The organism is Azospira sp. I09, from assembly GCF_009177135.1.
GTDB classification, from domain to species: Bacteria; Pseudomonadota; Gammaproteobacteria; order Burkholderiales; family Rhodocyclaceae; genus Azospira; species Azospira oryzae.
In genome coordinates this window covers 1,665,666-1,687,709 of the sequence record NZ_AP021844.1, presented here as the reverse complement: position 1 = coordinate 1,687,709, position 22,044 = coordinate 1,665,666, and the positions used below count along the sequence as shown (strand labels likewise).

18 protein-coding genes are annotated in these 22,044 nt (G+C 68.3%); 7 read left to right on the top strand and 11 right to left on the bottom strand.

Annotated elements, in window-relative coordinates:
• The first annotated feature begins 38 nt into the window (after positions 1-38).
• Positions 39-896 (top strand): transporter, encoded by an 858-nt coding sequence (locus AZSP09_RS07770; protein WP_152089676.1) that lies wholly within the window; start codon positions 39-41, stop codon positions 894-896.
• A 94-nt stretch (positions 897-990) separates the two neighbouring features.
• Here the strand turns inward: AZSP09_RS07770 and minE are convergent, their stop codons facing one another.
• From minE to minC, 3 genes are read right to left on the bottom strand one after another with little or no spacing between them, the layout of a single operon-like run.
• Positions 991-1,257 carry a cell division topological specificity factor MinE gene (gene minE, locus AZSP09_RS07765; protein ID WP_152089675.1) on the bottom strand — a complete coding sequence of 89 codons (267 nt, stop codon included), beginning with the start codon at positions 1,255-1,257 and terminating at the stop codon, positions 991-993.
• Position 1,258: 1 nt separating this feature from the next.
• On the bottom strand, positions 1,259-2,071 hold the full coding sequence (minD, locus tag AZSP09_RS07760; protein ID WP_014238467.1) for a septum site-determining protein MinD: 813 nt from the start codon (positions 2,069-2,071) through the stop codon (positions 1,259-1,261).
• A gap of 46 nt (positions 2,072-2,117) precedes the next feature.
• Positions 2,118-2,966 (bottom strand): septum site-determining protein MinC, encoded by an 849-nt coding sequence (gene minC, locus AZSP09_RS07755; RefSeq protein WP_130459027.1) that lies wholly within the window; start codon positions 2,964-2,966, stop codon positions 2,118-2,120.
• 308 nt (positions 2,967-3,274) lie between these two features.
• Between minC and AZSP09_RS07750 the strand changes: the two genes are divergently transcribed.
• Positions 3,275-5,158, top strand: coding sequence for a potassium transporter Kup (locus AZSP09_RS07750; RefSeq protein WP_014238465.1), 1,884 nt, complete (start codon positions 3,275-3,277; stop codon positions 5,156-5,158).
• Between the two features lie 74 nt (positions 5,159-5,232).
• On the opposite strand, the gene AZSP09_RS07745 is transcribed toward AZSP09_RS07750, so the two are convergent.
• Positions 5,233-5,610: an oxidoreductase gene (locus AZSP09_RS07745; protein WP_014238464.1), complete on the bottom strand. Its 378-nt coding sequence runs from the start codon at positions 5,608-5,610 to the stop codon at positions 5,233-5,235.
• A gap of 188 nt (positions 5,611-5,798) precedes the next feature.
• Between AZSP09_RS07745 and AZSP09_RS20295 the strand changes: the two genes are divergently transcribed.
• Both AZSP09_RS20295 and AZSP09_RS07735 read left to right on the top strand, forming a co-directional pair.
• Positions 5,799-8,774 (top strand): HD domain-containing phosphohydrolase, encoded by a 2,976-nt coding sequence (locus AZSP09_RS20295; RefSeq protein ID WP_152089674.1) that lies wholly within the window; start codon positions 5,799-5,801, stop codon positions 8,772-8,774.
• 77 nt (positions 8,775-8,851) lie between these two features.
• The gene (locus tag AZSP09_RS07735; RefSeq protein ID WP_152089673.1) at positions 8,852-9,268 is read left to right on the top strand and encodes a YbhB/YbcL family Raf kinase inhibitor-like protein; all 417 of its coding nucleotides are present in this window, start codon (positions 8,852-8,854) and stop codon (positions 9,266-9,268) included.
• A gap of 85 nt (positions 9,269-9,353) precedes the next feature.
• On the opposite strand, the gene AZSP09_RS07730 is transcribed toward AZSP09_RS07735, so the two are convergent.
• Together AZSP09_RS07730 and rfaE2 are read right to left on the bottom strand one after the other, a co-directional pair.
• Positions 9,354-10,262, bottom strand: coding sequence for a cation diffusion facilitator family transporter (locus tag AZSP09_RS07730; protein WP_152089672.1), 909 nt, complete (start codon positions 10,260-10,262; stop codon positions 9,354-9,356).
• A gap of 9 nt (positions 10,263-10,271) precedes the next feature.
• Positions 10,272-10,763, bottom strand: a complete 492-nt coding sequence (rfaE2, locus tag AZSP09_RS07725; protein ID WP_014238460.1) for a D-glycero-beta-D-manno-heptose 1-phosphate adenylyltransferase — start codon at positions 10,761-10,763, stop codon at positions 10,272-10,274.
• A gap of 172 nt (positions 10,764-10,935) precedes the next feature.
• Between rfaE2 and AZSP09_RS07720 the strand changes: the two genes are divergently transcribed.
• Positions 10,936-12,219: an MFS transporter gene (locus AZSP09_RS07720; protein WP_152089671.1), complete on the top strand. Its 1,284-nt coding sequence runs from the start codon at positions 10,936-10,938 to the stop codon at positions 12,217-12,219.
• A 73-nt stretch (positions 12,220-12,292) separates the two neighbouring features.
• Here the strand turns inward: AZSP09_RS07720 and AZSP09_RS07715 are convergent, their stop codons facing one another.
• Positions 12,293-13,588, bottom strand: coding sequence for an acetyl-CoA hydrolase/transferase family protein (locus tag AZSP09_RS07715; protein ID WP_014238458.1), 1,296 nt, complete (start codon positions 13,586-13,588; stop codon positions 12,293-12,295).
• 139 nt (positions 13,589-13,727) lie between these two features.
• Positions 13,728-15,851: a putative bifunctional diguanylate cyclase/phosphodiesterase gene (locus AZSP09_RS07710; protein ID WP_152089670.1), complete on the bottom strand. Its 2,124-nt coding sequence runs from the start codon at positions 15,849-15,851 to the stop codon at positions 13,728-13,730.
• 85 nt (positions 15,852-15,936) lie between these two features.
• Here AZSP09_RS07710 and AZSP09_RS07705 point away from each other — a divergent pair, with 85 nt between their 5' ends.
• On the top strand, positions 15,937-16,635 hold the full coding sequence (locus AZSP09_RS07705; protein ID WP_152089669.1) for a winged helix-turn-helix domain-containing protein: 699 nt from the start codon (positions 15,937-15,939) through the stop codon (positions 16,633-16,635).
• Complete coding sequence (locus AZSP09_RS07700) at positions 16,635-18,005, top strand: ATP-binding protein (protein WP_152089668.1); 1,371 nt, start codon at positions 16,635-16,637, stop codon at positions 18,003-18,005. Before AZSP09_RS07705 ends, AZSP09_RS07700 begins: the two co-directional genes overlap by 1 nt.
• Before the next feature lie 229 nt (positions 18,006-18,234).
• Here AZSP09_RS07700 and AZSP09_RS07695 read toward each other — a convergent pair whose 3' ends face one another.
• From AZSP09_RS07695 to aroG, 3 genes are read right to left on the bottom strand one after another with little or no spacing between them, the layout of a single operon-like run.
• Positions 18,235-19,143, bottom strand: coding sequence for a decaprenyl-phosphate phosphoribosyltransferase (locus AZSP09_RS07695; protein WP_152089667.1), 909 nt, complete (start codon positions 19,141-19,143; stop codon positions 18,235-18,237).
• Positions 19,143-20,789, bottom strand: a complete 1,647-nt coding sequence (locus AZSP09_RS07690; RefSeq protein WP_152089666.1) for an ArnT family glycosyltransferase — start codon at positions 20,787-20,789, stop codon at positions 19,143-19,145. The genes AZSP09_RS07695 and AZSP09_RS07690 overlap by 1 nt, the downstream gene beginning before the upstream one ends.
• 11 nt (positions 20,790-20,800) lie before the next feature.
• Positions 20,801-21,898 (bottom strand): 3-deoxy-7-phosphoheptulonate synthase AroG, encoded by a 1,098-nt coding sequence (aroG, locus tag AZSP09_RS07685; protein ID WP_152089665.1) that lies wholly within the window; start codon positions 21,896-21,898, stop codon positions 20,801-20,803.
• Positions 21,899-22,044 lie beyond the last annotated feature (146 nt).

Genomic DNA, 22,044 nt, shown 5'->3' with positions numbered 1-22,044 from the left:
CTTGCCTATCCGGGGGCCTTTCGCCACACTTGCGCGCCATGCGCAAACTCACCTACCTCGCCCTGCTGCTGCCCAGCGCCGCCGCCTGGGCCATCGACCTCCAGCCGGGGGACCTGCAGGTGCCGCCCTCCGGCACCAGGATGATCCAGCTGGCCTACCAGGACAGCGACCGGGGCGACATGTACGTCCGCGGCCGCAAGATGCCCGGCGAGCCCAAGGTGACCCTGTCCCAGACCCAGCTGCGCCTGGGCGCCACCTTCGACCTGGGCGGCATGCCTGCCTTCTCCTATCTGCAGCAGCCCGTCGGCAGCCTGCATCCGGGCGGCACCCTGTCCAGCCTGCCGGGGGCTTCGGGCTTCGGCGACACCACCATGCTGCTGGCCGTGTGGCCCTACGCCAACCATGCCAGCCAGACCTATTTCGCCGTGGGCGGCTACCTGACCCTGCCCACCGGGGATTACCAGGCGGGGCGCGTCCTCAACATGGGCAGCAACCGGGTCAGCACGGCCCTGCAGGTCGGCCTGCAGACCGCCGTGCTGCGCAATCTGCACTGGATGGGCGCGGTGGACGGCATGCGCTCCGGCACCAACAAGGAATTCGGCCCCCTGCGCCGGGAGCAGGACCAGGAGGTGCTGTACACCGCCCAGACCGGCCTGCGCTACGACATCAATGCCACCTTTGCCCTGGCCGCCACCTATTTCTACACCTGGGGCGGCGAGACCCGGGTGGCGGGCGTGGCCCAGAACGACCGCACCCAGCTGGAGCGCTACCAGCTCACGGCGATTGCCAACTCGCCCGTCGGCAAGCTGTCCCTGCAATACGGCGGTGATTTCCGCACGGAAAACGGCCTCCTGGAAGACCGGCGCTGGGTGGTCCGCCTGACCCGCTTCTTCTGAGGCGGGGCCGGCTCTGCCGTCAAGGGAGGGGGCAAACGCAGGACAAAGAAAAAGCCGGGGCATGCCCCGGCTTTCTGCTTGGCGGCGGACCGGCTCAGCGGGTCTGGCCCACTTCCGGCAGGACGATGTTCACTTCCAGCACTTCGAAGTTGTTCTTCTTCTCCAGGGAGACCTTGATGTCGTCCTGGTTCACCTTGACGTACTTGGAGATGACGGCGATCAGCTCCTGCTGCAATTGGGGCAGGAAATCCGGCGAGCTCTGCTCGCCGCTGCGTTCCCGGGCGATGATGAGCTGCAGGCGCTCCTTGGCGACCGAAGCGGTCTTTTGTTTCTGGCCAAAAAGAAGGTCGAGCAGGGACATGTCACTTGCCTCCGAACAGGCGCTTCAGGATGCCCGGCTTTTCGTAGTCCACGAAGCGCAGGGGCACTTCCTCGCCGAGGAAACGGGCCACCATGTCCTGGTAGGCGTCGGCCACGTCGCTGCCGTTCATGTGGATGGCGGGCGTGCCCTGGTTGGAGGCCTGCAGCACCACTTCGGATTCGGGAATGACGCCGAGCAGGGGAATGCGCAGCAGCTCGTGCACATCCTTGTAGGAGAGCATTTCGCCGTCCTCGACGCGCTTGGGCGAATAGCGGGTCACCAGCAGGTGTTCCTTGACTGCCTCGTTGCCTTCCTTGGCGCGGCGGGACTTGGACTGGACGATGCCCAGGATGCGGTCCGAGTCGCGCACGGAGGAGACTTCCGGATTGGAGACGACGATGGCCTCGTCGGCGAAGGTGAGGGCCATGACGGCGCCCCGCTCGATGCCGGCGGGGGAGTCGCAGACCACGTAGTCGAAGCCCATGTGCTCCAGTTCCTTGAGCACCTTTTCCACGCCTTCTTCGGTCAGGGCGTCCTTGTCCCGGGTCTGGGAGGCAGGCAGCACGAAGAGGTTCTCGGCGTGCTTGTCCTTGATCAGGGCCTGGGTCAGGTTGGCTTCGCCGTTGATGACGTTCACCAGGTCGTAGACCACCCGGCGTTCGCAGCCCATGATCAGGTCCAGGTTGCGCAGGCCGACGTCGAAATCGATGACCGCGGTCTTGAAGCCGCGCAGGGCCAGGCCGGAGGCGAAGGCTGCGCTGGTGGTGGTCTTGCCCACACCACCCTTGCCGGAAGTGACGACGATGATTCTCATGGGACCTCTGGATTGGTAAGAGTAAGAGTTGTCGGAAATTTTGGGTTCAGCTGGTCTTGAGGGCTTCGAGCACGAGCTTTTCGCCTTCCAGACGGATTTGTACGGGCTTGCCGGTGAGGCTCTTCTCCGAGCCCGGTTCGAAGGTGCGGTACACCCCGGCGACGGAGGTCAGCTCGGCTTCGAAACAGGTGGTGAAGATGCGGGCATTGGCGTCGCCCCGGGCGCCGGCCAGGGCGCGGCCGCGCAGGGGGGCATAGATGTGGATGTTGCCGTCGGCGATGACCTCGGCACCCGGGCTGACCATGGCCAGCACCACCAGGTCGCCGCCCCGGGCATAGACCTGCTGGCCGCTGCGCAGGGGCTTGTCCAGCACCAGGGTACCGCTGGGGGCCGCTTCTGCTGCCGCGGCGGGGGCCGGGGCGGCAGCGGGCGCTTCATTGGCCGGGGCGTTGGCGGGGGCGATGTCCAGCTCGGCCTGGGCCGGCGCAGCGGCGGCTGCCGTCGGGGCGGCGGGGGCGGCCGGAGTCTCGGCTTCGGCCCGGCGCGGGCTGTGGCGCACCTGGGTTTCCGCCTCTTCGACCACGATCAGGCCGACGTTGCGGGCCGCTTCGGCCTGGGCCGGGGAGGCATTGCGCACGCCGATGGGGGCCACCTGGTAGCGGCGCAGCAGGGGCAGCAGGCCGGCCCAGTCCAGCTCGATGTCGGCGGGCAGTTCGCCCAGGTCGATGACGGTGGGCTCGAAACTGAAGAAATCCGAACTGGGGCCATACTGGTCGGTCAGGCTGTCGGCCAGGGAGGGCAGGTCCGCCGAACGGAGGGCGGCCTGCAGCACCGTCATGGCCAGGGTGGTGCCTTTGATTTCGAGCAGGGGGACGGACTTGGGGGCTGACTTCATGGGGGCCCGGGGGCATGGACGTGAGAAAATGCGAGTTTACCAGACAGTTGGGGCCTTTCCGCCACCATCGGCGGCAACATTCAGGACGCGGTCATTTGCTGCCCTGCCGGGGCCGTACGGAGGGGAATGTTGCGTCGCAATAAATGGGTGTAGACTGGCGCACCCCGGTTGCCTCCATGCTGTAGCGGAAGGTCGGCCGGATGTCGGTATGCCCCTGGGCAAGGGGCGCCGGCCCGTCTTCCAAACCGCGGCAAAAGCGGGGAAGACCCAGCGCTGTCATTACTTTCGACACCCCTGCGGGAGTTCGCATGCACGATTCCGTTCAGACCACCAAGGCGCGGCTGGCAGCTCTGGCCCTGGCCGCCCTCGGCGTGGTCTATGGCGACATCGGGACCAGTCCCCTGTACGCCATGAAAGAAGTTTTCGCCGGCAACCATCCTATCCCCCTGACCGAGACCAACGTCCTGGGCAGCCTGTCCCTGTTCTTCTGGGCGCTGATCATCGTCGTTTCCCTGAAGTACGTGGTCTTCATCATGCGGGCCGACAACCGGGGCGAAGGCGGCATCATGGCCCTCATCGCCCTGGCCCTGCACGAGGCCCAGGACCGCAAGCGGCGCCAGCAGATCATCATGATCATCGGCATCCTCGGTGCCGCCATGTTCTACGGTGACGGCATGGTGACCCCGGCCATTTCCGTGCTCTCCGCGGTGGAGGGCCTGGAGATCGTCACCCCGGCCTTCAAGCCCTTCGTCATCCCCATCACCCTGGTGGTGCTGTTCGGCCTCTTCTTCATCCAGCGCCGGGGCACCGCCACGGTGGGCGTCATGTTCGGGCCGGTGATGATGCTGTGGTTCTCCACCCTGGCCCTACTGGGCCTGTGGAACATCATGGCCAACCCCCACGTGCTGCTGGCCGCCAACCCGGTCTACGGCTTCGAATTCCTCCTCGCCAACAAGGCCATGGCCCTGGTGGCCATGGGCAACGTGGTGCTGGCGGTGACCGGGGCCGAGGCCCTTTACGCCGACATGGGCCACTTCGGCCGCAAGCCGATCCAGCTGGCCTGGTTCAGCTTCGTGCTGCCGGCCCTGATGCTCAACTATTTCGGCCAGGGCGCCCTGATCCTGGCCGACCCCGCCGCAGCCACCAATCCCTTCTTCAACCTGGCTCCCGAATGGGCGGTCATGCCCCTGGTCTGCCTGGCCACCTTGGCCACGGTGATCGCCTGTCAGGCGGTCATTTCCGGCGCCTTCTCGGTGACCCGCCAGGCCATGCAGCTGGGCTTCGTGCCGCGCATGGAAGTGCAGCACACCTCGGAGAAGGAGCAGGGCCAGATTTACCTGCCGGGCGTGAACTGGGGCCTCTTCGGCGCCGTGGCGGTGCTGGTGCTGGGCTTCAAGTCCTCCAACAACCTGGCGGCGGCCTACGGCATCGCCGTCACCGGCGACATGGTCATCACCTCCCTGCTCGCCACCGTGGTGGCGGCCAAGGTCTGGCGCTGGGGCTGGAGCCGGGCGGTGCTGCTGTTCACCGGCTTCCTGGTGGTGGAACTGACCTTCCTCACCGCCAACATCCTAAAGATTCCCGACGGCGGCTGGTTCCCCCTGGTGGTCGGCGTCTTCGTCTTCGTCCTCATGACCACCTGGAAGCGGGGCCGCCAGCTCCTGGCCGACCGCCTCAAGGGCGAGGCCCTGCAGCTGCTGCCCTTCATCGACAGCATCGCCGTCTCGCCGCCGACCCGGGTGCCCGGCACCGCCGTCTTCCTCAATGCGGACCCCAACGGCGTGCCCCATTCCCTGCTGCACAACCTGATGCACAACAAGGTGCTGCACGAGCGGGTGATCATGGTCTCGGTGCAGATCTTCGACGTGCCCTACGTGCCGGAGATCGACCGGGTGGAGGTGCACAAGCTGAAGGAAAACTTCTTCCGCGTCATCGTCCAGTACGGCTTCAAGGATGATCCGGACATTCCCCAGGCCCTTTCCCTCTGCGCCGACTACGGCCTCTCCTTCGAGATGCTGGAGACCTCCTTCTTCCTCGGCCGGGAGACCCTGATCCCCCGCCTCGGCTCGGAAATGGCCTTCTGGCGCGAGAAGCTGTTCATCGCCCTGTTCCGCAACGCCGGCAGTGCCACCAGCTTCTTCAAGATCCCCTCCAACCGGGTGGTGGAGCTGGGCACCCAGGTGGTGCTGTAAGCCCCTTGCCTCGGCCTTCCGGCCAAAGAAAAAGCCGCCCGCGGGCGGCTTTTTTCATGGTCCGGGACCTGGCTTCAGACGTATTCCTGGTCGCCGTGCTTGCCGCTCACCAGCTTGCCGGCGGAGAGGGACATCATCAGCAGGGCGATGGACTCGTGCATGATCAGGGTGTGGGTGTTGCCGCTGTCCACCATGTGCTTGCGCAGGGCTTCGCGCACCTTGGGGGCGCCGGTGACGTCGATGATGATGTCGACTTCATTGCCCAGGGCGGCCAGCTCCATGAAGTTGTTGGTGACCTTGACGCCGTGCTCCTTGGCCAGGGCGATGCCGGGCATGGACAGGTCCAGGTCGGCGACGCCGAGGACGGTGACGAAGGGGGCGGTCAGCAGCTGCTTGAGCAGGGGGGTGCCGGTTTCGCCGGCGCCGACGACGGCAATGCGGAATCCTTGCATGGTGGAAATACTCCGGGATCGGGAAAAGCGCCAGTCTGCCGCCAGAATCGATCGCCAGGCTTGACCTAAATCAACGCCGGCGCCCCCGTCCCCGGCCACTTCGTGACGGATGTGGCGTTTCCCCCCGGCGTCCCGGTGTTAGCCTGTGACCATGTCGCGGCCCCGACGGGCCTCAGCGGAGAATGGTCATGGCACTTCAGGCAGCAGTCTTTCCCAGGGGCCAGCGGGGCCGCCTCTATCCCCTGCACATCCACATCGCCTACCTGTTCACCCTGCTCATTTTCGTTGCCTGCTCGGTGATCGGCTGGTTCAACTTCCACCAGTCACGCCGCATCGTCCTGACCGCCGCCAGCGATGTCTTCGAGCGCACCGCCCGCCAGACCGGGGACGACCTGCAGCGCCTCTACGGCCCCCTGGAAACCCTGGTGGAACTGCTGGTGCACCATCCCCTGGCCGCGGCCCCCAGCCTGGATTCCCGGCTGCAGGCCCTGCCCATGTTGCGGGAAACCCTGGAGAAGAACACCCATCTCTCCGCCGTCTATGTGGGCTACGGCAACGGGGACTTCTTCCTCATCCGCTCCCTCGCCAGCCGGGCCGTGGCCCTGGCGGTGCAGGCGCCGGCCGGAGCCCGCTTCCTGGTGCAGAGCATGGAGCGGGGGGGCAGGGGGGCGCGTCCCACCTTCATCTTTTTCGACGAGTGGCTGCAGGAACTGGAGCGGCGCCATCCGGCCGCCTACGATTTCGATCCCCGGGGCCGTCCCTGGTTCATCCGGGCCCAGACCGCCACTGCCCTGGTGCGCACCGAGCCCTATGTCTTCTTCACCACCCGGGAGGTGGGCAAGACCTTCGCCCGCCTTGCCGGCAGCGGCGCCGTGGTGGCGGCGGACCTGACCCTGGAAGAGATTTCCGCCTCCCTCGCCGGGGCCGGCATCACCCCCGGCTCCCAGCTGGCCCTGGTGGATGCCCGGGGCCGGGTTCTGGCGGAGCGGGACCGGGAACGGCTGCACCGGGTCAATGCCCGGGCCGGCGGCCAGCTGCCGACCCTGGACCAGCTGGGCGTGCCGGTGCTGGGGGCCCTGGCTGCGGCCGGCGCCGGGAATTCCCGGGTGATCGAGGCCGCCGGCCAGGTCTGGCACGGGCGGGCGGTGGCGGTCCCCGAGGCCGGGGACGAGCCCAACTACCTGCTGGTGGCGGCGCCGGAAAACGAATTGCTGGCCGAGGCGGTGCGCATCCGCACCTGGACCCTGTGGGTCACCCTGGCCCTCATCGCCCTGGCCATTCCCGGCACCTGGTGGCTGGCCCGGCGCATCTCCGGCGAGCTGAAGGCCCTGATCCGGGAGTCGGCGGAAATCCGCCGCTTCCGCTTCGACGGCACCCCGGCCAAGGGCTCCCCCATCTGGGAGATCGACGAGCTGTCCCGCTCCATGAACCAGATGAAGGGCACCATCCGCAAATTCCTCGACATCAGCGCTACCCTCACCGCCGAGCGCAATTTCGACCGGCTGCTGGAGCGGGTGCTGCAGGAGACCCTGGCCAGCGCCGAGGCCAGCGGCGGCATCGTCTACCTGATGGCGGAGAACGGCCGCGGCCTGCTGCCGGCGGCCCTGCGCTGGGAGGTGGGGGCCACCGCGGAAGAACAAGGGGCACCGGCCAGCGGTGAGGTGGCGGGGCTGCCGGGTCTGGTCTTCCTGCCGACGGCTCGGGAGACCCATCCCCTGCTGCTGGCGGTCCTGGAGGCACGCACCCAGGTGCTGGATGTGCCGCCCCAGCGTCCCCCCGGCATGGAATTCCTCGATGCCCCGGGCAGCCCCCTGGTGGGCCTGCCGGTGCTGCTGGTGGCCCTGCCCCTGAAAAACCGGGCCCAGGAGGTGGTGGGGGTGCTGGCCCTGTTTCTGCCGGGCAGCGCCGAGGCGCCGTCGCCGGAGCGCATTTCCTTCATCGAGGCCCTCTCCGGGGCTTCCGCCGTGGCCATCGACAACCAGCGCCTGATCCAGGCCCAGAAGGCCCTGCTGGAAAGCCTGATCCAGCTGGTGGCCGGTGCCATCGACGCCAAGAGCCCCTACACGGGCGGCCACTGCCAGCGGGTGCCGGAGCTGACCAAGATGCTGGCCCGGGCCGCCTGCGACGCCACCGCCGGCCCCTACGCCGACTTCACCCTCAGCGACGAGGAATGGGAGGCCCTGCACATCGCCGGCTGGCTGCACGACTGCGGCAAGGTGACCACCCCCGAATACGTGGTGGACAAGGCGACCAAGCTGGAAACCCTGTACGACCGCATCCACGAGGTGCGCATGCGCTTCGAAGTGCTCAAGCGGGACGCGGAGGTCGAGTTCTGGCAGCAGGTGGCCGCCGGCGGCGACGGGGCGGCCCTGCGCCAGGCCCTGAAAGCCCAGTGGCAGGTGCTGGACGAGGAGTTCGCCTTCGTCGCCAGCTGCAACCAGGGCGGCGAATTCATGGCGCCGGAGAAGCTGGAGCGCCTGCAGCGCATCGCCGGCCGCACCTGGCGGCGCACCCTGGACGACCGTCTGGGTCTGTCCTGGGAAGAGGGGCGGCGCAAGGCCCAGCTGCCGCCGGTGCCCCTGCCGGCTCCCGAGCCCCTGCTGGCGGACAAGCCGGAGCATCTCCTGGAGCGGGGCCCGCGGGACCTGATGCCGGCCGACAATCCCTGGGGCTTCAAGCTGCAGGTGCCGGCCTGGAAGTTCAACCGGGGCGAACTGCACAACCTGGCCGTGGCCCGGGGCACCCTGTCCGAGGAGGACCGCTACATCATCAACGACCACATCGTGCAGACCATCATCATGCTTACCGCCCTGCCGTTCCCGCGGCATCTGCAGAACGTTCCCGAGCTGGCCGGCGGCCACCACGAGAAAATGGACGGCAGCGGCTACCCGAGGCGCCTGCGGCGGGAGGAAATGAGCGCGCCGGCCCGCATGATGGCCATCGCCGACATCTTCGAGGCCCTCACCGCCGTGGACCGGCCCTACAAGAAGGGCAAGACCCTCTCCGAAGCCGTCCGCATCATGGTGGCCATGAAGCGGGAAGGGCACATCGATCCGGAACTGTTCGACCTCTTCCTCACCTCGGGCGTGTACCGGGAATACGGCGAACGCTACCTGCGCCCGGAGCAGATCGATTCGGTGGATGTGGGGAGTTGTATCGGCTGAGGCTTTTGTCACGTCACCGAAGCTGCCGGTGTCATAAACTGGCGCCGCTGTTTCTTCTTTCTTCTTTGGAGCCTTGCATGCCGTCCCTGCGCACCCTTCTCGCCGTCTCCGCCTTGCTCGTCAGCCCCCTGGCCCTGGCCCAGTCGTCCCTCAGTGTGAACTGGGAGTGGCTGAAAAAGCACCGCTGCGACAACACCTCCCCTGCCCTGGAGATTTCCGGCATTCCCGAAGGGACTGCCTCCCTGGCGGTGGTGATGAACGACCTGGATTTCCAGAACAAGGACCATGGCGGTGGCACGGTGCCCCATGCCGGCGGCGCCACTGCGAGCCTGCCCGAGGGCGCCCTGGGGCGTTATCTGGGTCCCTGTCCCAACAACTTCGGCACCTTCGGCCACGATTACAGCATCACGGTGCGGGCCCTGGCCGCCGACGGGCAGACGGAACTGGGCCGGGGCAGCGCGACCAGGAATTTTTCCGCCAGCAAGGCCAAGTAGGAACGCTATCCCGGGAGAGCATCCGGCTTTCCCGGCGTGAAAAAGGCCCCGCCAGCGGGGCCTTTCGCTTTCCTGCGGGCGGCTTTCAGGCCGGGCGGTGCAGCGGTTCGATGGGGCCCGTTTCGGGCTGCAGGGTGACGTGGCGGATGTGCCAGCGCTGCTGCAGTACCTGGCGCAGCCCGGCCAGGGTCTGGGGCCAGGCGGCCAGGTCGGCCACCTGCAGATGGGCCGAGAGCATCACCTCGCCGTCGCCCACCGTCCACACATGCAGGTCGTGGACCCCGAGCACACCGTCCACCTGTTCCATGGCGGCGCTGACCTCGGCGGCGGAGATGTGGGGCGGCGTGCCTTCCATCAGGGCGTGTAGCGCCTCCCGCAGCAGACGCAGGCTGGAGACGGAGATGAGCAGGGCGATGCCGGCGGCCAGCAGTGGGTCGGCCTGTTTCCAGCCGGTGAAATAGACGATGGCGCCGGAGGCGATGGCGGCCACGGAGCCGAGCATGTCGCCCAGCACGTGCAGCAGGGCGGCCCGGGTGTTGAGGGAGCTTTCGCCGCGGCTGAGCATCCAGGCCACCAGGGCGTTCATCAGCAGCCCCACCACGGCCACCGCCATCACCGCCGGGCCGGCCACCGGGGCGGGGTCCTGGAAGCGTTGCACCGCCTCCACCAGGATCGCCACCACCAGGGCCAGCATGGCCAGGCCGTTGAGCAGGGCGGCTAGCACTTCGGCCCGGCCCCAGCCGTAGGTGTGGCGATGGCTCGGCGGGCGCCGGGCAACCCAGGCGGCGGCTGCAGCCAGGGCCAGGGCAACGCCGTCGTTCACCATGTGGCCCGCATCGCCGATGAGGGCCAGGGAACCGCTCCAGGCGCCGGCCACGGCCTCCACCCCGGCAAAACCCAGGGTCAGCAGGGTGGCCAGCAGCAGGCCCTTGCCGCCGTGGTGGTGGCTGTGGGCGTGCCCGTGGCCGCAGTCGTGGTGGTGGGCGTGAGCCATGGCGTGCCTTTAGAGGGCGCGGATCTTGGTCAGCAGGGCGGTGGTGGATTTTTCGTGGAGGAAGGGGATGGAGTGGACGCTGCCGCCCCAGCCCAGGACCTCGCTGGCACCGACGATGCGTTCCGGCGCCCAGTCGCCGCCCTTCACCAGGACTTCGGGGCGGGCCTCGAGGACGCGCTGCAGGGGCGTGTCCTCGTCGAACCAGGTGACCAGGTCCACACAGCCGAGGGCGGCCATCACCGCCAGCCGGTCTTCCAGCCGGTTTACCGGCCGGTCGTCGCCCTTGCCCAGGCGCTTGACCGAGGCGTCGGTGTTGAGGGCCACCACCATGGCGGCGCCCAGGGCCCGGGCCTGGGCCAGATAGGTGACGTGGCCCCGGTGCAGGATGTCGAAACAGCCGTTGGTGAATACCAGGGGGCGGGCCAGGCGGGCGGCGCGCTCGGCCAGTTGGTCGGGGGGGCAGATCTTGGCTTCGAAATCGGGCAGGGCGTAGGTGGTCATGGCGGCGGCAATGGGATTGGGTGCGGCAGGGCGCTCAGGGGGCCAAGGATAGCACGGCAGGGGCCGCCCTTTCTGGGCCCCGGACCGACCGCGGGCATTCCCCAATGGCGTGACATACGGTTGCGTATGCTACGATGCCGTTCCCCCAAAGGAGACAAGAGGAGAGGCATAAATGCCCCCACATCAAAGCGGCGGTTCTTCCGCCCGCACGGCCCGTGCCGTGACCCTGGCGGTGGTCATCGCCGCCTACATGCTGTCCTTCTTCCACCGCTTCGCCCCGGCGGGCATCGCCCACGACCTGACCCTGGCCTTCCAGACCACGGCGGCGTCCCTCGGCGCCCTGGCGGCCACCTATTTCTACGTCTACACCATCATGCAGGTGCCCACCGGTATTCTGGTGGATACCCTGGGGCCGCGGCGCATCCTCTTCCTCGGCGGCCTGGTGGCGGCGGCGGGCAGCGTTCTCTTCGGCCTCGCCGACACCCTCAACGAGGCCCTGGTGGGGCGCACCCTGGTGGGTCTGGGGGTGTCGGTGACCTTCATTGCCATGCTCAAGATCATCGCCGTCAACTTCGACGAGCGGCGCTTTGCCACCCTGGTGGGGGCTTCCATGCTGGTGGGCAACCTGGGCTCGGTGCTGGCCGGTGCCCCCCTTTCCCTGCTGGCCCAGAGCATTTCCTGGCGCGGCATTTTCGTCGGCGCCGGCGCCCTCTCGGCCCTCCTGGGCGTGGCCTGCTGGTTCTTCGTCAAGGATGGCGGCGGCGAGCGGCCCCGCTTCGACCGCACGGTGATCTTCGGCGGCCTGGCTTCGGTGCTGAAGAACCGCTCCACCTGGCCGGCGGTGGTGGTCAATTTCGGCCTGGCCGGCAGCTTCTTCTCCTTTGCCGGCCTGTGGGCCACGCCCTACCTGATGCGGGTCCATGAGCTGACCCGGGCCCAGGCCTCCTCCCATCTTTCCCTCTATTTCGCCGGCTTCGCCCTGGGCTGCTTTTTCATCGGCACCCTCTCGGACCGGCTCGGCAAGCGCAAGCCGGTGGTCATCGCCGGGGCCTTCCTTTACTGCCTGCTGTGGCTGTTCTGGCTGACCAACATCCGCCTGCCCCTGGCGGCCACCTACTGCCTGTTCGGCCTCATGGGCCTGACCACGGCCAGCTTCGCCCTCACCTGGGCCTGCGCCAAGGAGGTCAATCCGCCCATGCTGTCCGGCATGTCCACCAGCGTCACCAACATGGGCGGCTTCCTCGCCGGCGCCCTGCTGCAGCCCCTGGCCGGCTGGGCCATGGACCAGGTGTGGGATGGCACCCTGGCCAACGGCGTGCGCGTCTATGGGCCGGACACCTTCCGCGTCGGCATGGCCTGCATGGCCGCCGCCGCCTGCATCGGCTTCGTCGCCAGCTTCTGGGTCAAGGAGACGGGCTGCCGCAACATCTGGCAGGCGCCCCGGCCGGGGCCATGAAAAAGGGCGCGGTGGTGACCGCGCCCTGTCGCTCCAGCGAGCCCCGCCAGCCTGCGCTGCCGGGGTTTTCGATTTAGAGCAGGTTCATCTTTTTAGCCGCTTCCCGCAGTTCATTGCGGAAGTTGGGGTGGGCGATGCCGATCAGGGCTTCCACCCGCTGCTTGGCGCTCTTGCCGCGCAGCTGGGCGACGCCGTACTCGGTGACCACGTAGTTGATGTCGTTCTTGCTGGTGGTGACGTGGGTGCCCGGGGTCAGGGTGGGGACGATGCGGGAGATGGTGTCGTCCTTGGCGGTGGAGGGCACCACGATGAAGGCCTTGCCGTCCTTGGAGCGGTTGGCGGCGCGCACGAAGTCGGCCTGGCCGCCGGTGCCGGAGTAGGGGGAGAAGCCCAGGCTCTCGGAGCCGCACTGGCCCAGCAGGTCCACCTGCATGGTGGCGTTGATGGCGATCAGCTTGTCGTTGCGGGCGGCGATGTAGGGATCGTTGGTGAATTCCACCGGATGCATTTCCAGGGCCGGATTGCGGTGCATGAACTTGTACAGCTTGTTCGATCCCAGGGCGAAGGTGGCCACGGACTTGCCGGGCATGAAGGTCTTCTTCTTGTTGGTGACGGCGCCGGACTCGATCAGGGAAAGGATGCCGTCGCCGATCATCTCGGTGTGGATGCCCAGGTCGTGCTTGTGCTGGAGCTGCATCACCACGGCGTCGGGAATGCCGCCGTAGCCGATCTGCAGGGTGGAGCCGTCCTCGATCAGGTCGGCTACGTATTTGCCGATGGCTTCCTGCACCGGGCCGATGGTGGGCAGGCCCACTTCCAGCACCGGGTCGCTGCTTTCCACCAGGGCGGTGACCTTGGAGATGTGCACGTAACAGTCGCCGTAGGCGAAGGGCACGTTGGGGTTCACTTCGAGGACGATGGCCCGGGCCTTCTTCACGGCGGCCATGGTGTAGTCGGCGGCCAGGGAGAGGGCGAAGTAGCCGTGCTCGTCCATGGGCGAGGCCATGGTGAAGACCACGTCGGCGGGCGACAGGCCGCGCTCGATCAGCTGGGGCAGCTCTGCGAAATAGTTGGGGATGAAATCGACCCAGCCGGCCTGGCCGCCGGGGCGGGTGGCGCCGCCGAAGAAGTAGGCGGTGTGGCGCACGTGGTCCCGGGTTTCCGGGTCGATGTAGCCGTACTTGCGCAGGGCCAGGATCTGGGAGACGGTGACGTCCCGGTAGTTGCGCCGGGCATCGGAGAGAGCGGTGAGCAGGGCGGGCGGTTCGCCGACCCCGGTGGGAACGACGATGGTGTCGCCATTCCTGACGCAGGCGATGGCGTCGGCGGGAGTTACGAGTTTTTCCTGGTACAGGGCCTGCAGGTCCATGCTGTCTCCTTTTTTAGATCGCGGGGAATCTTTGTCGCGCAACATTATACGTACACTCCATACGATTGCGTATGGAGTCTTGCCGACGCGCGAAAATCCGCCGGACGGCCGTACGGGATCTACCGGGAGGGAGCGGGGTTCAGGCCGGGGACGAGGTGCTGGCGGCGGTCGGGGCGTGGCCCAGCATGGCCGCCACTTCCACGGCGCCGATGGCCTTGGAGAAGAAGTGGCCCTGGATTTCGGCGCAGGCCCGGGCCTTGAAGAAGCCGGCCTGGTCGGCCGTTTCCACGCCCTCGGCCACCACCTTGAGGTTCATGGACTGGGCCATGGAAATGATGGCGTCCACGATCACCGCGTCGTCCTCGTTGCGGGTCACGTCGGTGACCAGGGAGCGGTCGATTTTCAGGGTATCCACCGGCAGGCGGCGCAGGACGTTGAGGTTGGAATAGCCGACGCCGAAGTCGTCCAGGGTGATGCCGACCCCCAGACGCTTCAGGGCCGAGAGCACCCGCAGGTTGCGCTCGGTGTCGTGCATGAGGGCGCCTTCGGTGAATTCCAGCTCGATCCAGCGCCCTTCCACCCCTTCCTCGCTCAGGATGCGGCCCAGGGCCTCGGCGAAATCGGGTTGGCGCAGCTGGGCTTCGCACAGGTTGATGGCCACCGGCACCAGGGTCAGGTTCTGCCGCCGCCAGTCGGCCAGCTGTCGTGCCACCCGGCGCAGCACCCAGAGGGAAATGGGCAGCACCAGGCCGCTTTCCTCGGCCAGGGGGATGAACTGGCTGGGCAGGAGCAGGCCCCGCTCCGGATGCTGCCAGCGGATCAGGGCTTCCAGGCTGAGCAGGCGGCCCGAGGGGTTGTCCACCTGGGGCAGGTAATGCAGTTCGAACTCGTCCCGGTCCAGGGCCCGGCGCATGGCGTTTTCCAGGGTCAGGCGGGTGAGGGCGCCCTGTTCCAGCTCGGGGCTGAAGAACTGGTAGTTGTTGCGGCCCACGCTCTTGGCCCGGTACATGGCCAGGTCGGCGTTCTTCATCAGGGTGTCCGGGTCGGCGCCGTCGCTGGGGTAGCAGGCGATGCCGATGGAGCAGGTGACGCTCAGTTCGTGGCCCTCGAAGTACATGGGCTCGGCCAGGGCCTCGAGGATCTTGTCGGAGACCACGGCGGCGTCGGCGGACATGTCCAGGTTGGCCAGCAGCACCACGAACTCGTCGCCGCCCTGGCGCGACACCGTGTCCTCCTCGCGCACGCAGCGGCGCAGGCGCTCGGCCACCTGCTTCAGCAGCTCGTCGCCGACCCGGTGGCCCAGGGTGTCGTTGACCACCTTGAAGCGGTCCAGGTCCACGAACATCAGGGCCACGCTCTGGTCGTAGCGGCGGGCGTGGATCAGGGCCTGGGTGAAGCGGTCGTTGAACAGCACCCGGTTGGGCAGGTCGGTGAGGGCGTCGTAGTGGGCCAGGTAGTGGATGCGGGCCTCCGCCTCCTTGCGCTCGGAGATGTCCGACCACATGGCGACGTAGTTGAGCACGGCACCTTCGGGGGAAAGCACCCGGTCCACCGCCAGCCATTCCGGATACAGCTCGCCGTTGCGCCGCCGGTTCCAGATTTCGCCGCGCCAGTGGCCGTACTGGTTGATGGCCGCCCACATCTCCCGGTAGAAGTGCTCGCTCTGGATGCCGGACTGGAGGATGCGGGGATTGCGGCCCAGCACCTCGCCCCGGGAGAAGCCGGTGATGCGGGTGAAGGCGGGATTGACGTCCACGATGCGGTTTTCCGCATCGGTGATCATGATGGCTTCGCTGGAGGCGTGGAAAACGGTGGTGGCCAGGCGGTGTTCCGACTCCAGGCGGGCGGCCCGGGCGCAGGTGGCCATGGCTTCGAGCAGGGCGCTGGCCTTGAGGGGCTTGAGCACGTAGCGGTCGATGCCGATCTCGATGGCGTCGAGCAGGGCGCCGCTGTCGCTGTGGGAGGTGATGATGACGATCGGCGTCGCCGGACTCTGGGCCTTGATCTCCCGGGCCAGGGAGAGGCCGTCCCGGTGGGGCATGACGATGTCGGAAATGACCAGGTCCGGCTGGTGCCGGCGGAACAGCTGCAGGCCCTCGTCGCCGTCAGCCGCTTCCCACAGGGTGCCCACGTGGCGGCTGAGGATGCCGGCGGCGGCGCAGCGCGCCACCGGGTCGTCCTCCACCAGCAGCACCCGCAGGCCGCGCAAAAGCTCGCGTTCTGGATCGTCCTGCCGGGCAGCGTTGTCCATCCTGGGGGTCATGACGGCATCGGGGGGCCATGAAAAGCGGTTATTCTAGCGCCTAATTCTCCGTAGTCATTTCGTTTTTTTCAAATAGCATAAAGCCATGCGAATCCTCATCGTCGAGGACGATTCCCTGCTGGGAGACGGGCTCCAGGTCGGTCTGGGCCAGGCCGGCTTCACCGTGGACTGGCTGCGCGACGGCCAGGAAGCCGCCACCGTCCTCGCCAGCCCAGAGGCCCACTGCTTTGCCGCCGTGGTGCTGGACCTCAACCTGCCCCAGCTGTCGGGCCAGGAGGTGCTGGCCCGCTGCCGCGCTGCCGGCAACCCGGTGCCGGTGCTGGTGCTGACCGCCCGGGACGGGGTGCCCGACAAGCTCTCGGCCCTGGACGGCGGCGCCGACGACTACCTGGTCAAGCCTTTCGACCTGGACGAGGTGGCGGCCCGCCTGCGCGCCCTGATCCGCCGCAGCGCCGGCCGGGCGGCGCCGCTGCTGGTGCACGGGGCCATCCGCCTGGACCCGGCGGCCCGCCGGGTGGAGCTGGCGGGGCAGCCGGTGGAGCTGTCGCCCCGGGAGTTCGCCCTGCTCGAGGCCCTGCTCGCCGCCTCCGGCCGGGTGCTGACCCGGCACCAGCTGGAGGAGGCCGCCTACGGCTGGAACGAGACGGTGGACAGCAATGCGGTGGAGGTGCACATCCACCACCTGCGGCGCAAGTTCGGCAGCGACCTGATCCGCACCGTGCGCGGCGTCGGCTACACCGTGGCCCGGGAGGCGTCCGCCGCGCCCGCGGCGCCGGAGTCCTGATGGCTGCCGTGCAACGCCCGACGCCGGCCTATTCCCTGCGCCGCCGCCTGCTCCTGCTGCTGCTTGCCGTGTCGGCCCTGATCTGGGTGGCCACCATCGCCGCCGCCTTCCTGCGGGCCCACGACCTGGCCGACGACATTTTCGACGCCCACCTGCAGCAGACCGCCCGCCTGCTGCTGGCCACCGAGCCCACCAGCGGCCACGTGGAAGTGCGGCCCACTCCCGGCGCCGCCGGCGGCGAAGTGCTGTTCCAGATCTGGCGTCGCACCCCCCAGGGGCCGATGCTGGCCCTCCATTCCGCCGGGGCCGGGCAGACGCCCCTGACGGCGGTGGAGGGCTTTGCCGAGACCCGCTGGAACGGCGGCGAATGGCGCTTCTACAGCGAATGGAGCCGGGACGGGCTGCGCCAGGTGCAGGTGGGCCAGAGCCACGACATCCGCTATGCCCTGGCCCAGGAGGCCGCCATGCGCCTGCTGGCGCCCCTGATCCTGGGCCTGCCCCTGCTGGCGGCAGCCCTGTGGGTGGCCGTCGGCCGTGGCCTGGTGCCCCTGGCCCGCATCGCCGAACACCTGGACCGGCGTCCCCCCGATTCGCCCCAGCCCCTGGGCAGCGGTCCGGTGCCGGCGGAAGTGGCGCCCCTGGTGCAGGCCCTGGACGGCCTCTTCGCCCGCATCGCCCGTCTGCTGGACAACGAACGCCAGTTCACCGCCAACGCCGCCCACGAATTGCGCACGCCCCTGGCCGCCCTCAAGACCCAGGCCCAGGTGGCCCTGCGGGCGGGGGAGGGGGAGGTGCGGCAGCGGGCCCTGCTCAATGTGCTGGAAGGTACCGAACGCCTGGCCCGGCTGGTGGAACAGCTGCTCACCCTGGCCCGCCTGGACCCGGGCGCCAACGCCAGCCTTCAGCCCCTGGACCCCCGGCCCCTGGCGCGGGAGGTGTGCGCCGTGCTGGCCCCGGCGGCCCAGTCCCGGCAGGTGGATCTGGCCCTGGACCTGGCCGGCAGCGACGGCGACGGCAGCCTGACCCTGGCCGGCAATGGGGACCTGCTGCGCATCCTGCTGCGCAACCTGGTGGACAACGCCATCCGCTACACCCGGGAGGGCGGCCATGTGTGGGTGTCCCTGGGCCGGGACGGAGAGCGGGTGGTGCTGGCGGTGGCCGACGACGGTCCGGGCATTCCCGCCGAGGCCCGGGAGCGGGCCCTGGGGCGCTTCACCCGGCTGGCGCCGGCCCGGGCGGAAGGTTCCGGCCTGGGGCTGTCCATCGTGCAGCGGGTGGCGGAGCTGCACGGCGCCGCCCTCAGCCTGGGCGTGGGGCCGGAAGGCAACGGCCTGCGGGTGCTGGTGGTGTTTCCGCCCCTGGCGGCATAGGCGGCTTTTGATGCCTCCCCTGGGAGGTAATAGGGACGGTGCTTTTGGGGGTGCCGTGGCTGATAGGGCCGCCCCTATTGGCTCCTGGCGATGGTGCCGCTGAGATTCCGCGTCATGCCGCCAGCGGCGGTGCCGGCGGGGGGCGGGGCAGGTCCCTGGGTAAGGTCCTTCAGCCGGCCGGTTGCGTAGGCCGGTTTCCGCTGACCTGGGTCGGCGGAAACCGGCTGGCTCAGATCACCAGCAGGACGGTGGCGAACCAGCCGACGAAGGCGGCGATGAGATGGGGGTCGGCCAGCAGGTCCGCCGCCGGGTCGCCGCCGCCGCCGCGCCGGTGCAGGCGGAACAGGTAGCGGCAGATGCCGTAGACGACGAAGGGCACGGTGGCGATGAGCCACTGGCTGCCGTGCATGGCCACCGTCTCCGGGGCCACGGTGTACAGGCTGTAGGTGACCACGGTGCCGGCGGCGCAGAGGGTGATGAACTGGTCCAGCAGCACCGGGTCGTAGTCGTCCAGCACCTTGCGGTGGCTGCCCGCATCCTCCTCCAGGGCCTTCAGTTCGGCGCGGCGCTTGGCGAAACCGAGGAACAGGGTCAGCAGCAGGCCGCACACCAGCAGCCAGTGGGAGGGGGCGATGCCCACCCCCAGGGTGCCGGCCAGGATGCGCAGCATGAAGCCGGCGGCGATGATGAAGACGTCGAGCACGGCCACGTGCTTGAGGCCCATGGAGTAGCCCACGTTGAGGCCGGCGTAGAGGGCCACCACCAGCAGCACGGTGAGGGAGACGCTGTAGGCCAGCATGAGGGCGCCGAACAGGCAGGCCCCGGCCAGCAGCAGGGCGGCGGTGACATTGACGGTGCCGGCGGCCAGGGGGCGGTGCCGCTTGACCGGATGCAGTCGGTCCTTTTCCCGGTCCGCCAGGTCGTTCACCACATAGATGCTGGAGGCGGCCAGGGAAAAGGCCAGGGCCGCCAGGACCACGGACTGCAGCAGGGCCAGGTCGGCGAAGGCCTCGCCGAAAATGAGGCCGACGAAAACGAAGCCGTTCTTCACCCACTGGTGCGGGCGCAGCAGTTTGACGTAGGGCCAGAGGCCGCCGCGGGGCGTGCTGTCGCCGGCCTTTTGGGGGCGGCGGGCCATCAGCGGCATTCCTCGTCGGGGAAATAGCGTTCGCAGAAGTAGCAGCCGTTCATGGGCAGAAAGCCGGGGATGCGGTAGTAGCGCTGTTTCACCTCCCGCAACACCCGTTCCCGGTAGGTGTGAAAGTCGAAGCCGTGGCCCAGCACCTGGTAGAAGGTGACGCCCTCCACCTGGAAGGCCAGCTGCTGCACGTCGCGGAAGTAGGGGGTGTATTCCCCCGGATTGGGCTCGCTCTTCCGCAGGATGAGGATGTTCTTGCCGTCCAGTTCGCGGAAGTCAGTGAGGATGTCGTCGTGGCGGGCGTGGGAGGAGGCCAGGCCGAAGACCATGAAATAGCGCCGGGCGTTGTAGCCCAGGGTGACGGCGTTGGAGTAGCCGTCGGAGGCGAAGGCATAGTCGTTGGCGTAGGGTTCCAGCCGCTGCAGCAGTTCCGGGCTGCGGAAGGTGAGGACGATGCTGCGGTGGAAATCCGTCTTCTCCCAGGTGGACAGGGGCAACTGGCTGACCACCAGCAACAGCACCACGTGCAGGGCGGCGAAGCCGCCGAGCCAGGCCGCCAGGCGGCGCAGGGCGGTCATGGGCAGGCTGCTGGCGGCCAGGATGCAGAGCAGGGTGATGAAGGAGAGCAGCCAGTGCAGGCCGATCTTCTTGGCCAGGGCCAGGGCGGCGAACAGGCCCAGGGGCACGGCCGCCAGCCAGAAGGCGGTGCGGGCCAGGCCCGGCTGGGCGATGGCGTTCTTCACCTCGTCGCGGAACTTCCACAGGGCGGCCAGGAGGAAGGGGGTGGCGACGTAGCCCAGGGTCAGCACATAGAGGAAGGGATTGGCCCAGGACTTGCCCCAACCGGAACTCTCGTGCCGGTTGTAGAGGTTGAACATGATGTTGGCCCAGCAGTGGCTGCAGTTCCACCAGATGTTGAGGGCCGGCCCCAGCAGGGCCACGGCGACGAACAGGGCGAATTCGGCGAAACGCTTCCAGCCCTCCTCGCGGCGGGCGACGAGCACGTGCACCAGGAAGGCGACGCCCAGCAGCACCGAGAAATACTTGGAGAGGAAGGCCAGGCCCAGCATCAGCCCGGCCAGGGCGTGTAGGGCCCAGCGCTGCCAGCCCTGGCGCTCCAGGGCCACCACGTAGGCGGCCACCGAGAGCAGGGAGAAGAAGACCAGGGGCGTGTCGGTGGTGATGAAGACGTTCCACACCGAGGTGGGCAGCAGCAGTACCAGCAGGGCCGTCAGCCAGCCCCGCTCCCCGGCGAAGGCAATGCCGGAGCGGCGCACCAGCCAGCCGGAGAGTCCGGCCAGGACGAAGGGCAGCAGCAGGGCCGGCAGGCGCACTACCCATTCGTCCCAGGAGAGGGCCATGAGGGGTGCCAGCCACCAGCCCACCATGGGCGGGTGGTCGTAGAAGCCCCAGTCCGGCTGCCAGCCCCAGAAGGCGAAATAGGCTTCGTCGCCGGTGATGGGCGTGACCGCCGCCAGCCAGAGGCGGAACAGAAATAGTACGGCCGCCACCCCCAGCACCAGGCGGTGCATGGGCAGGCGGGCGAGGAAGTGGCCGGGGCCGAGCAGGGCGCGGGTGGAGGTGTCCGTGCCGGTCTCAGTCGGCGCCGGTGTCTCGCTCGGAGGAGGGGAGTCGTGTTCCGCCAAACCGGGGGCCCTTATTCCGTGGCTTCCACCAGGCGGCGCTCGCGCACGGCCCGGGCCAGGATGTCCAGCACCCGCACGGAGTCTTCCCAGCCGATGCAGGCGTCGGTGACGCTCTTGCCGTATTCCAGGGGCTGGTCCGGGGTGATGTCCTGGCGGCCTTCCACCAGGTGGGATTCGACCATGACGCCGATGATGCGCTCGTCGCCGGCGGCAAGCTGGGTGGCCACGTCCTTGGCCACGTCCACCTGGCGCTCGAACTTCTTGCTGCTGTTGGCGTGGGAGAAATCCACCATCAGGCGGGCCGCCAGGCCGGCCGCGGCGATGTCCTTGCAGGCCGCGTCCACGCTGGCTGCATCGTAGTTGGGGCCCTTGCCGCCGCGCAGGATGACGTGGCAGTCCTCATTGCCGGCGGTGGAAACGATGGCCGAATGGCCGCCCTTGGTCACCGAGAGGAAATGGTGGGGGGCGGAGGCGGAACGGATGGCGTCCACGGCGATGCGCACGTTGCCGTCGGTGCCGTTCTTGAAGCCCACGGGGCAGGAGAGGCCGGAGGCCAGCTCCCGGTGCACCTGGGATTCGGTGGTGCGGGCGCCGATGGCGCCCCAGGCGATCAGGTCCGCTGTGTACTGGGGGCTGATGGTGTCGAGGAACTCGGTGGCGCAGGAGAGGCCCAGCTCGTTGATGTCGAGCAGGATTTTGCGCGCCAGGCGCAGGCCCTCGTTGATGCGGAAGGAGCCGTCCATGCGCGGATCGTTGATGAGGCCCTTCCAGCCCACGGTGGTGCGGGGCTTCTCGAAATAGACGCGCATCACCACCAGCAGGTCGTCCTTGAGGCGCTCGGCTTCCTTCTGCAGGCGCTGGGCGTACTCCATGGCGGCTTCGTAGTCGTGGATGGAGCAGGGGCCGATCACCACCAGCAGCCGGTCGTCGGCGCCGTGCAGGATGCGGTGGATGCCCTGGCGGGCGCCGTAGGTGGTCTGGGCCGCCCGGTTGCTCACCGGATATTCGCGGAAGACGTGGGCCGGCGGCACCAGTTCCTTGATCTCGCGAATGCGCACATCGTCGGTGACGGGTTTGGTGGCGTGGGAGGCGGCTTTCAGGGACGTCATGGTACAGACCTCGGAACAGCAGCGCCCACAAGGGCGCCAGGCAATGGGAAAGCGCCCGATTCTACGCCAAAGCCCGCCTGGGGCGAAGGGCGGGGCTGTTTTGGCGGGAGCGACGAGGGCCCGCCGCCTACCTTTTGCGCTGTCGC

What these genes read in the sequence shown, in the direction of transcription:
- minC (WP_130459027.1), bottom strand. Translation starts at nt 2,966, where the DNA reads ATGAAGTCAGCCCCCAAGTCCGTCCCCCTGCTCGAAATCAAAGGCACC.
- AZSP09_RS07720 (WP_152089671.1), top strand. Translation starts at nt 10,936, where the DNA reads ATGCCCCCACATCAAAGCGGCGGTTCTTCCGCCCGCACGGCCCGTGCC.
- AZSP09_RS07770 (WP_152089676.1), top strand. Translation starts at nt 39, where the DNA reads ATGCGCAAACTCACCTACCTCGCCCTGCTGCTGCCCAGCGCCGCCGCC.
- AZSP09_RS07700 (WP_152089668.1), top strand. Translation starts at nt 16,635, where the DNA reads ATGGCTGCCGTGCAACGCCCGACGCCGGCCTATTCCCTGCGCCGCCGC.
- AZSP09_RS07705 (WP_152089669.1), top strand. Translation starts at nt 15,937, where the DNA reads ATGCGAATCCTCATCGTCGAGGACGATTCCCTGCTGGGAGACGGGCTC.
- aroG (WP_152089665.1), bottom strand. Translation starts at nt 21,898, where the DNA reads ATGACGTCCCTGAAAGCCGCCTCCCACGCCACCAAACCCGTCACCGAC.
- minE (WP_152089675.1), bottom strand. Translation starts at nt 1,257, where the DNA reads ATGTCCCTGCTCGACCTTCTTTTTGGCCAGAAACAAAAGACCGCTTCG.
- AZSP09_RS07735 (WP_152089673.1), top strand. Translation starts at nt 8,852, where the DNA reads ATGCCGTCCCTGCGCACCCTTCTCGCCGTCTCCGCCTTGCTCGTCAGC.
- AZSP09_RS07695 (WP_152089667.1), bottom strand. Translation starts at nt 19,143, where the DNA reads ATGGCCCGCCGCCCCCAAAAGGCCGGCGACAGCACGCCCCGCGGCGGC.
- AZSP09_RS07745 (WP_014238464.1), bottom strand. Translation starts at nt 5,610, where the DNA reads ATGCAAGGATTCCGCATTGCCGTCGTCGGCGCCGGCGAAACCGGCACC.
- AZSP09_RS20295 (WP_152089674.1), top strand. Translation starts at nt 5,799, where the DNA reads ATGGCACTTCAGGCAGCAGTCTTTCCCAGGGGCCAGCGGGGCCGCCTC.
- AZSP09_RS07715 (WP_014238458.1), bottom strand. Translation starts at nt 13,588, where the DNA reads ATGGACCTGCAGGCCCTGTACCAGGAAAAACTCGTAACTCCCGCCGAC.
- AZSP09_RS07750 (WP_014238465.1), top strand. Translation starts at nt 3,275, where the DNA reads ATGCACGATTCCGTTCAGACCACCAAGGCGCGGCTGGCAGCTCTGGCC.
- rfaE2 (WP_014238460.1), bottom strand. Translation starts at nt 10,763, where the DNA reads ATGACCACCTACGCCCTGCCCGATTTCGAAGCCAAGATCTGCCCCCCC.
- minD (WP_014238467.1), bottom strand. Translation starts at nt 2,071, where the DNA reads ATGAGAATCATCGTCGTCACTTCCGGCAAGGGTGGTGTGGGCAAGACC.
- AZSP09_RS07710 (WP_152089670.1), bottom strand. Translation starts at nt 15,851, where the DNA reads ATGACCCCCAGGATGGACAACGCTGCCCGGCAGGACGATCCAGAACGC.
- AZSP09_RS07730 (WP_152089672.1), bottom strand. Translation starts at nt 10,262, where the DNA reads ATGGCTCACGCCCACCACCACGACTGCGGCCACGGGCACGCCCACAGC.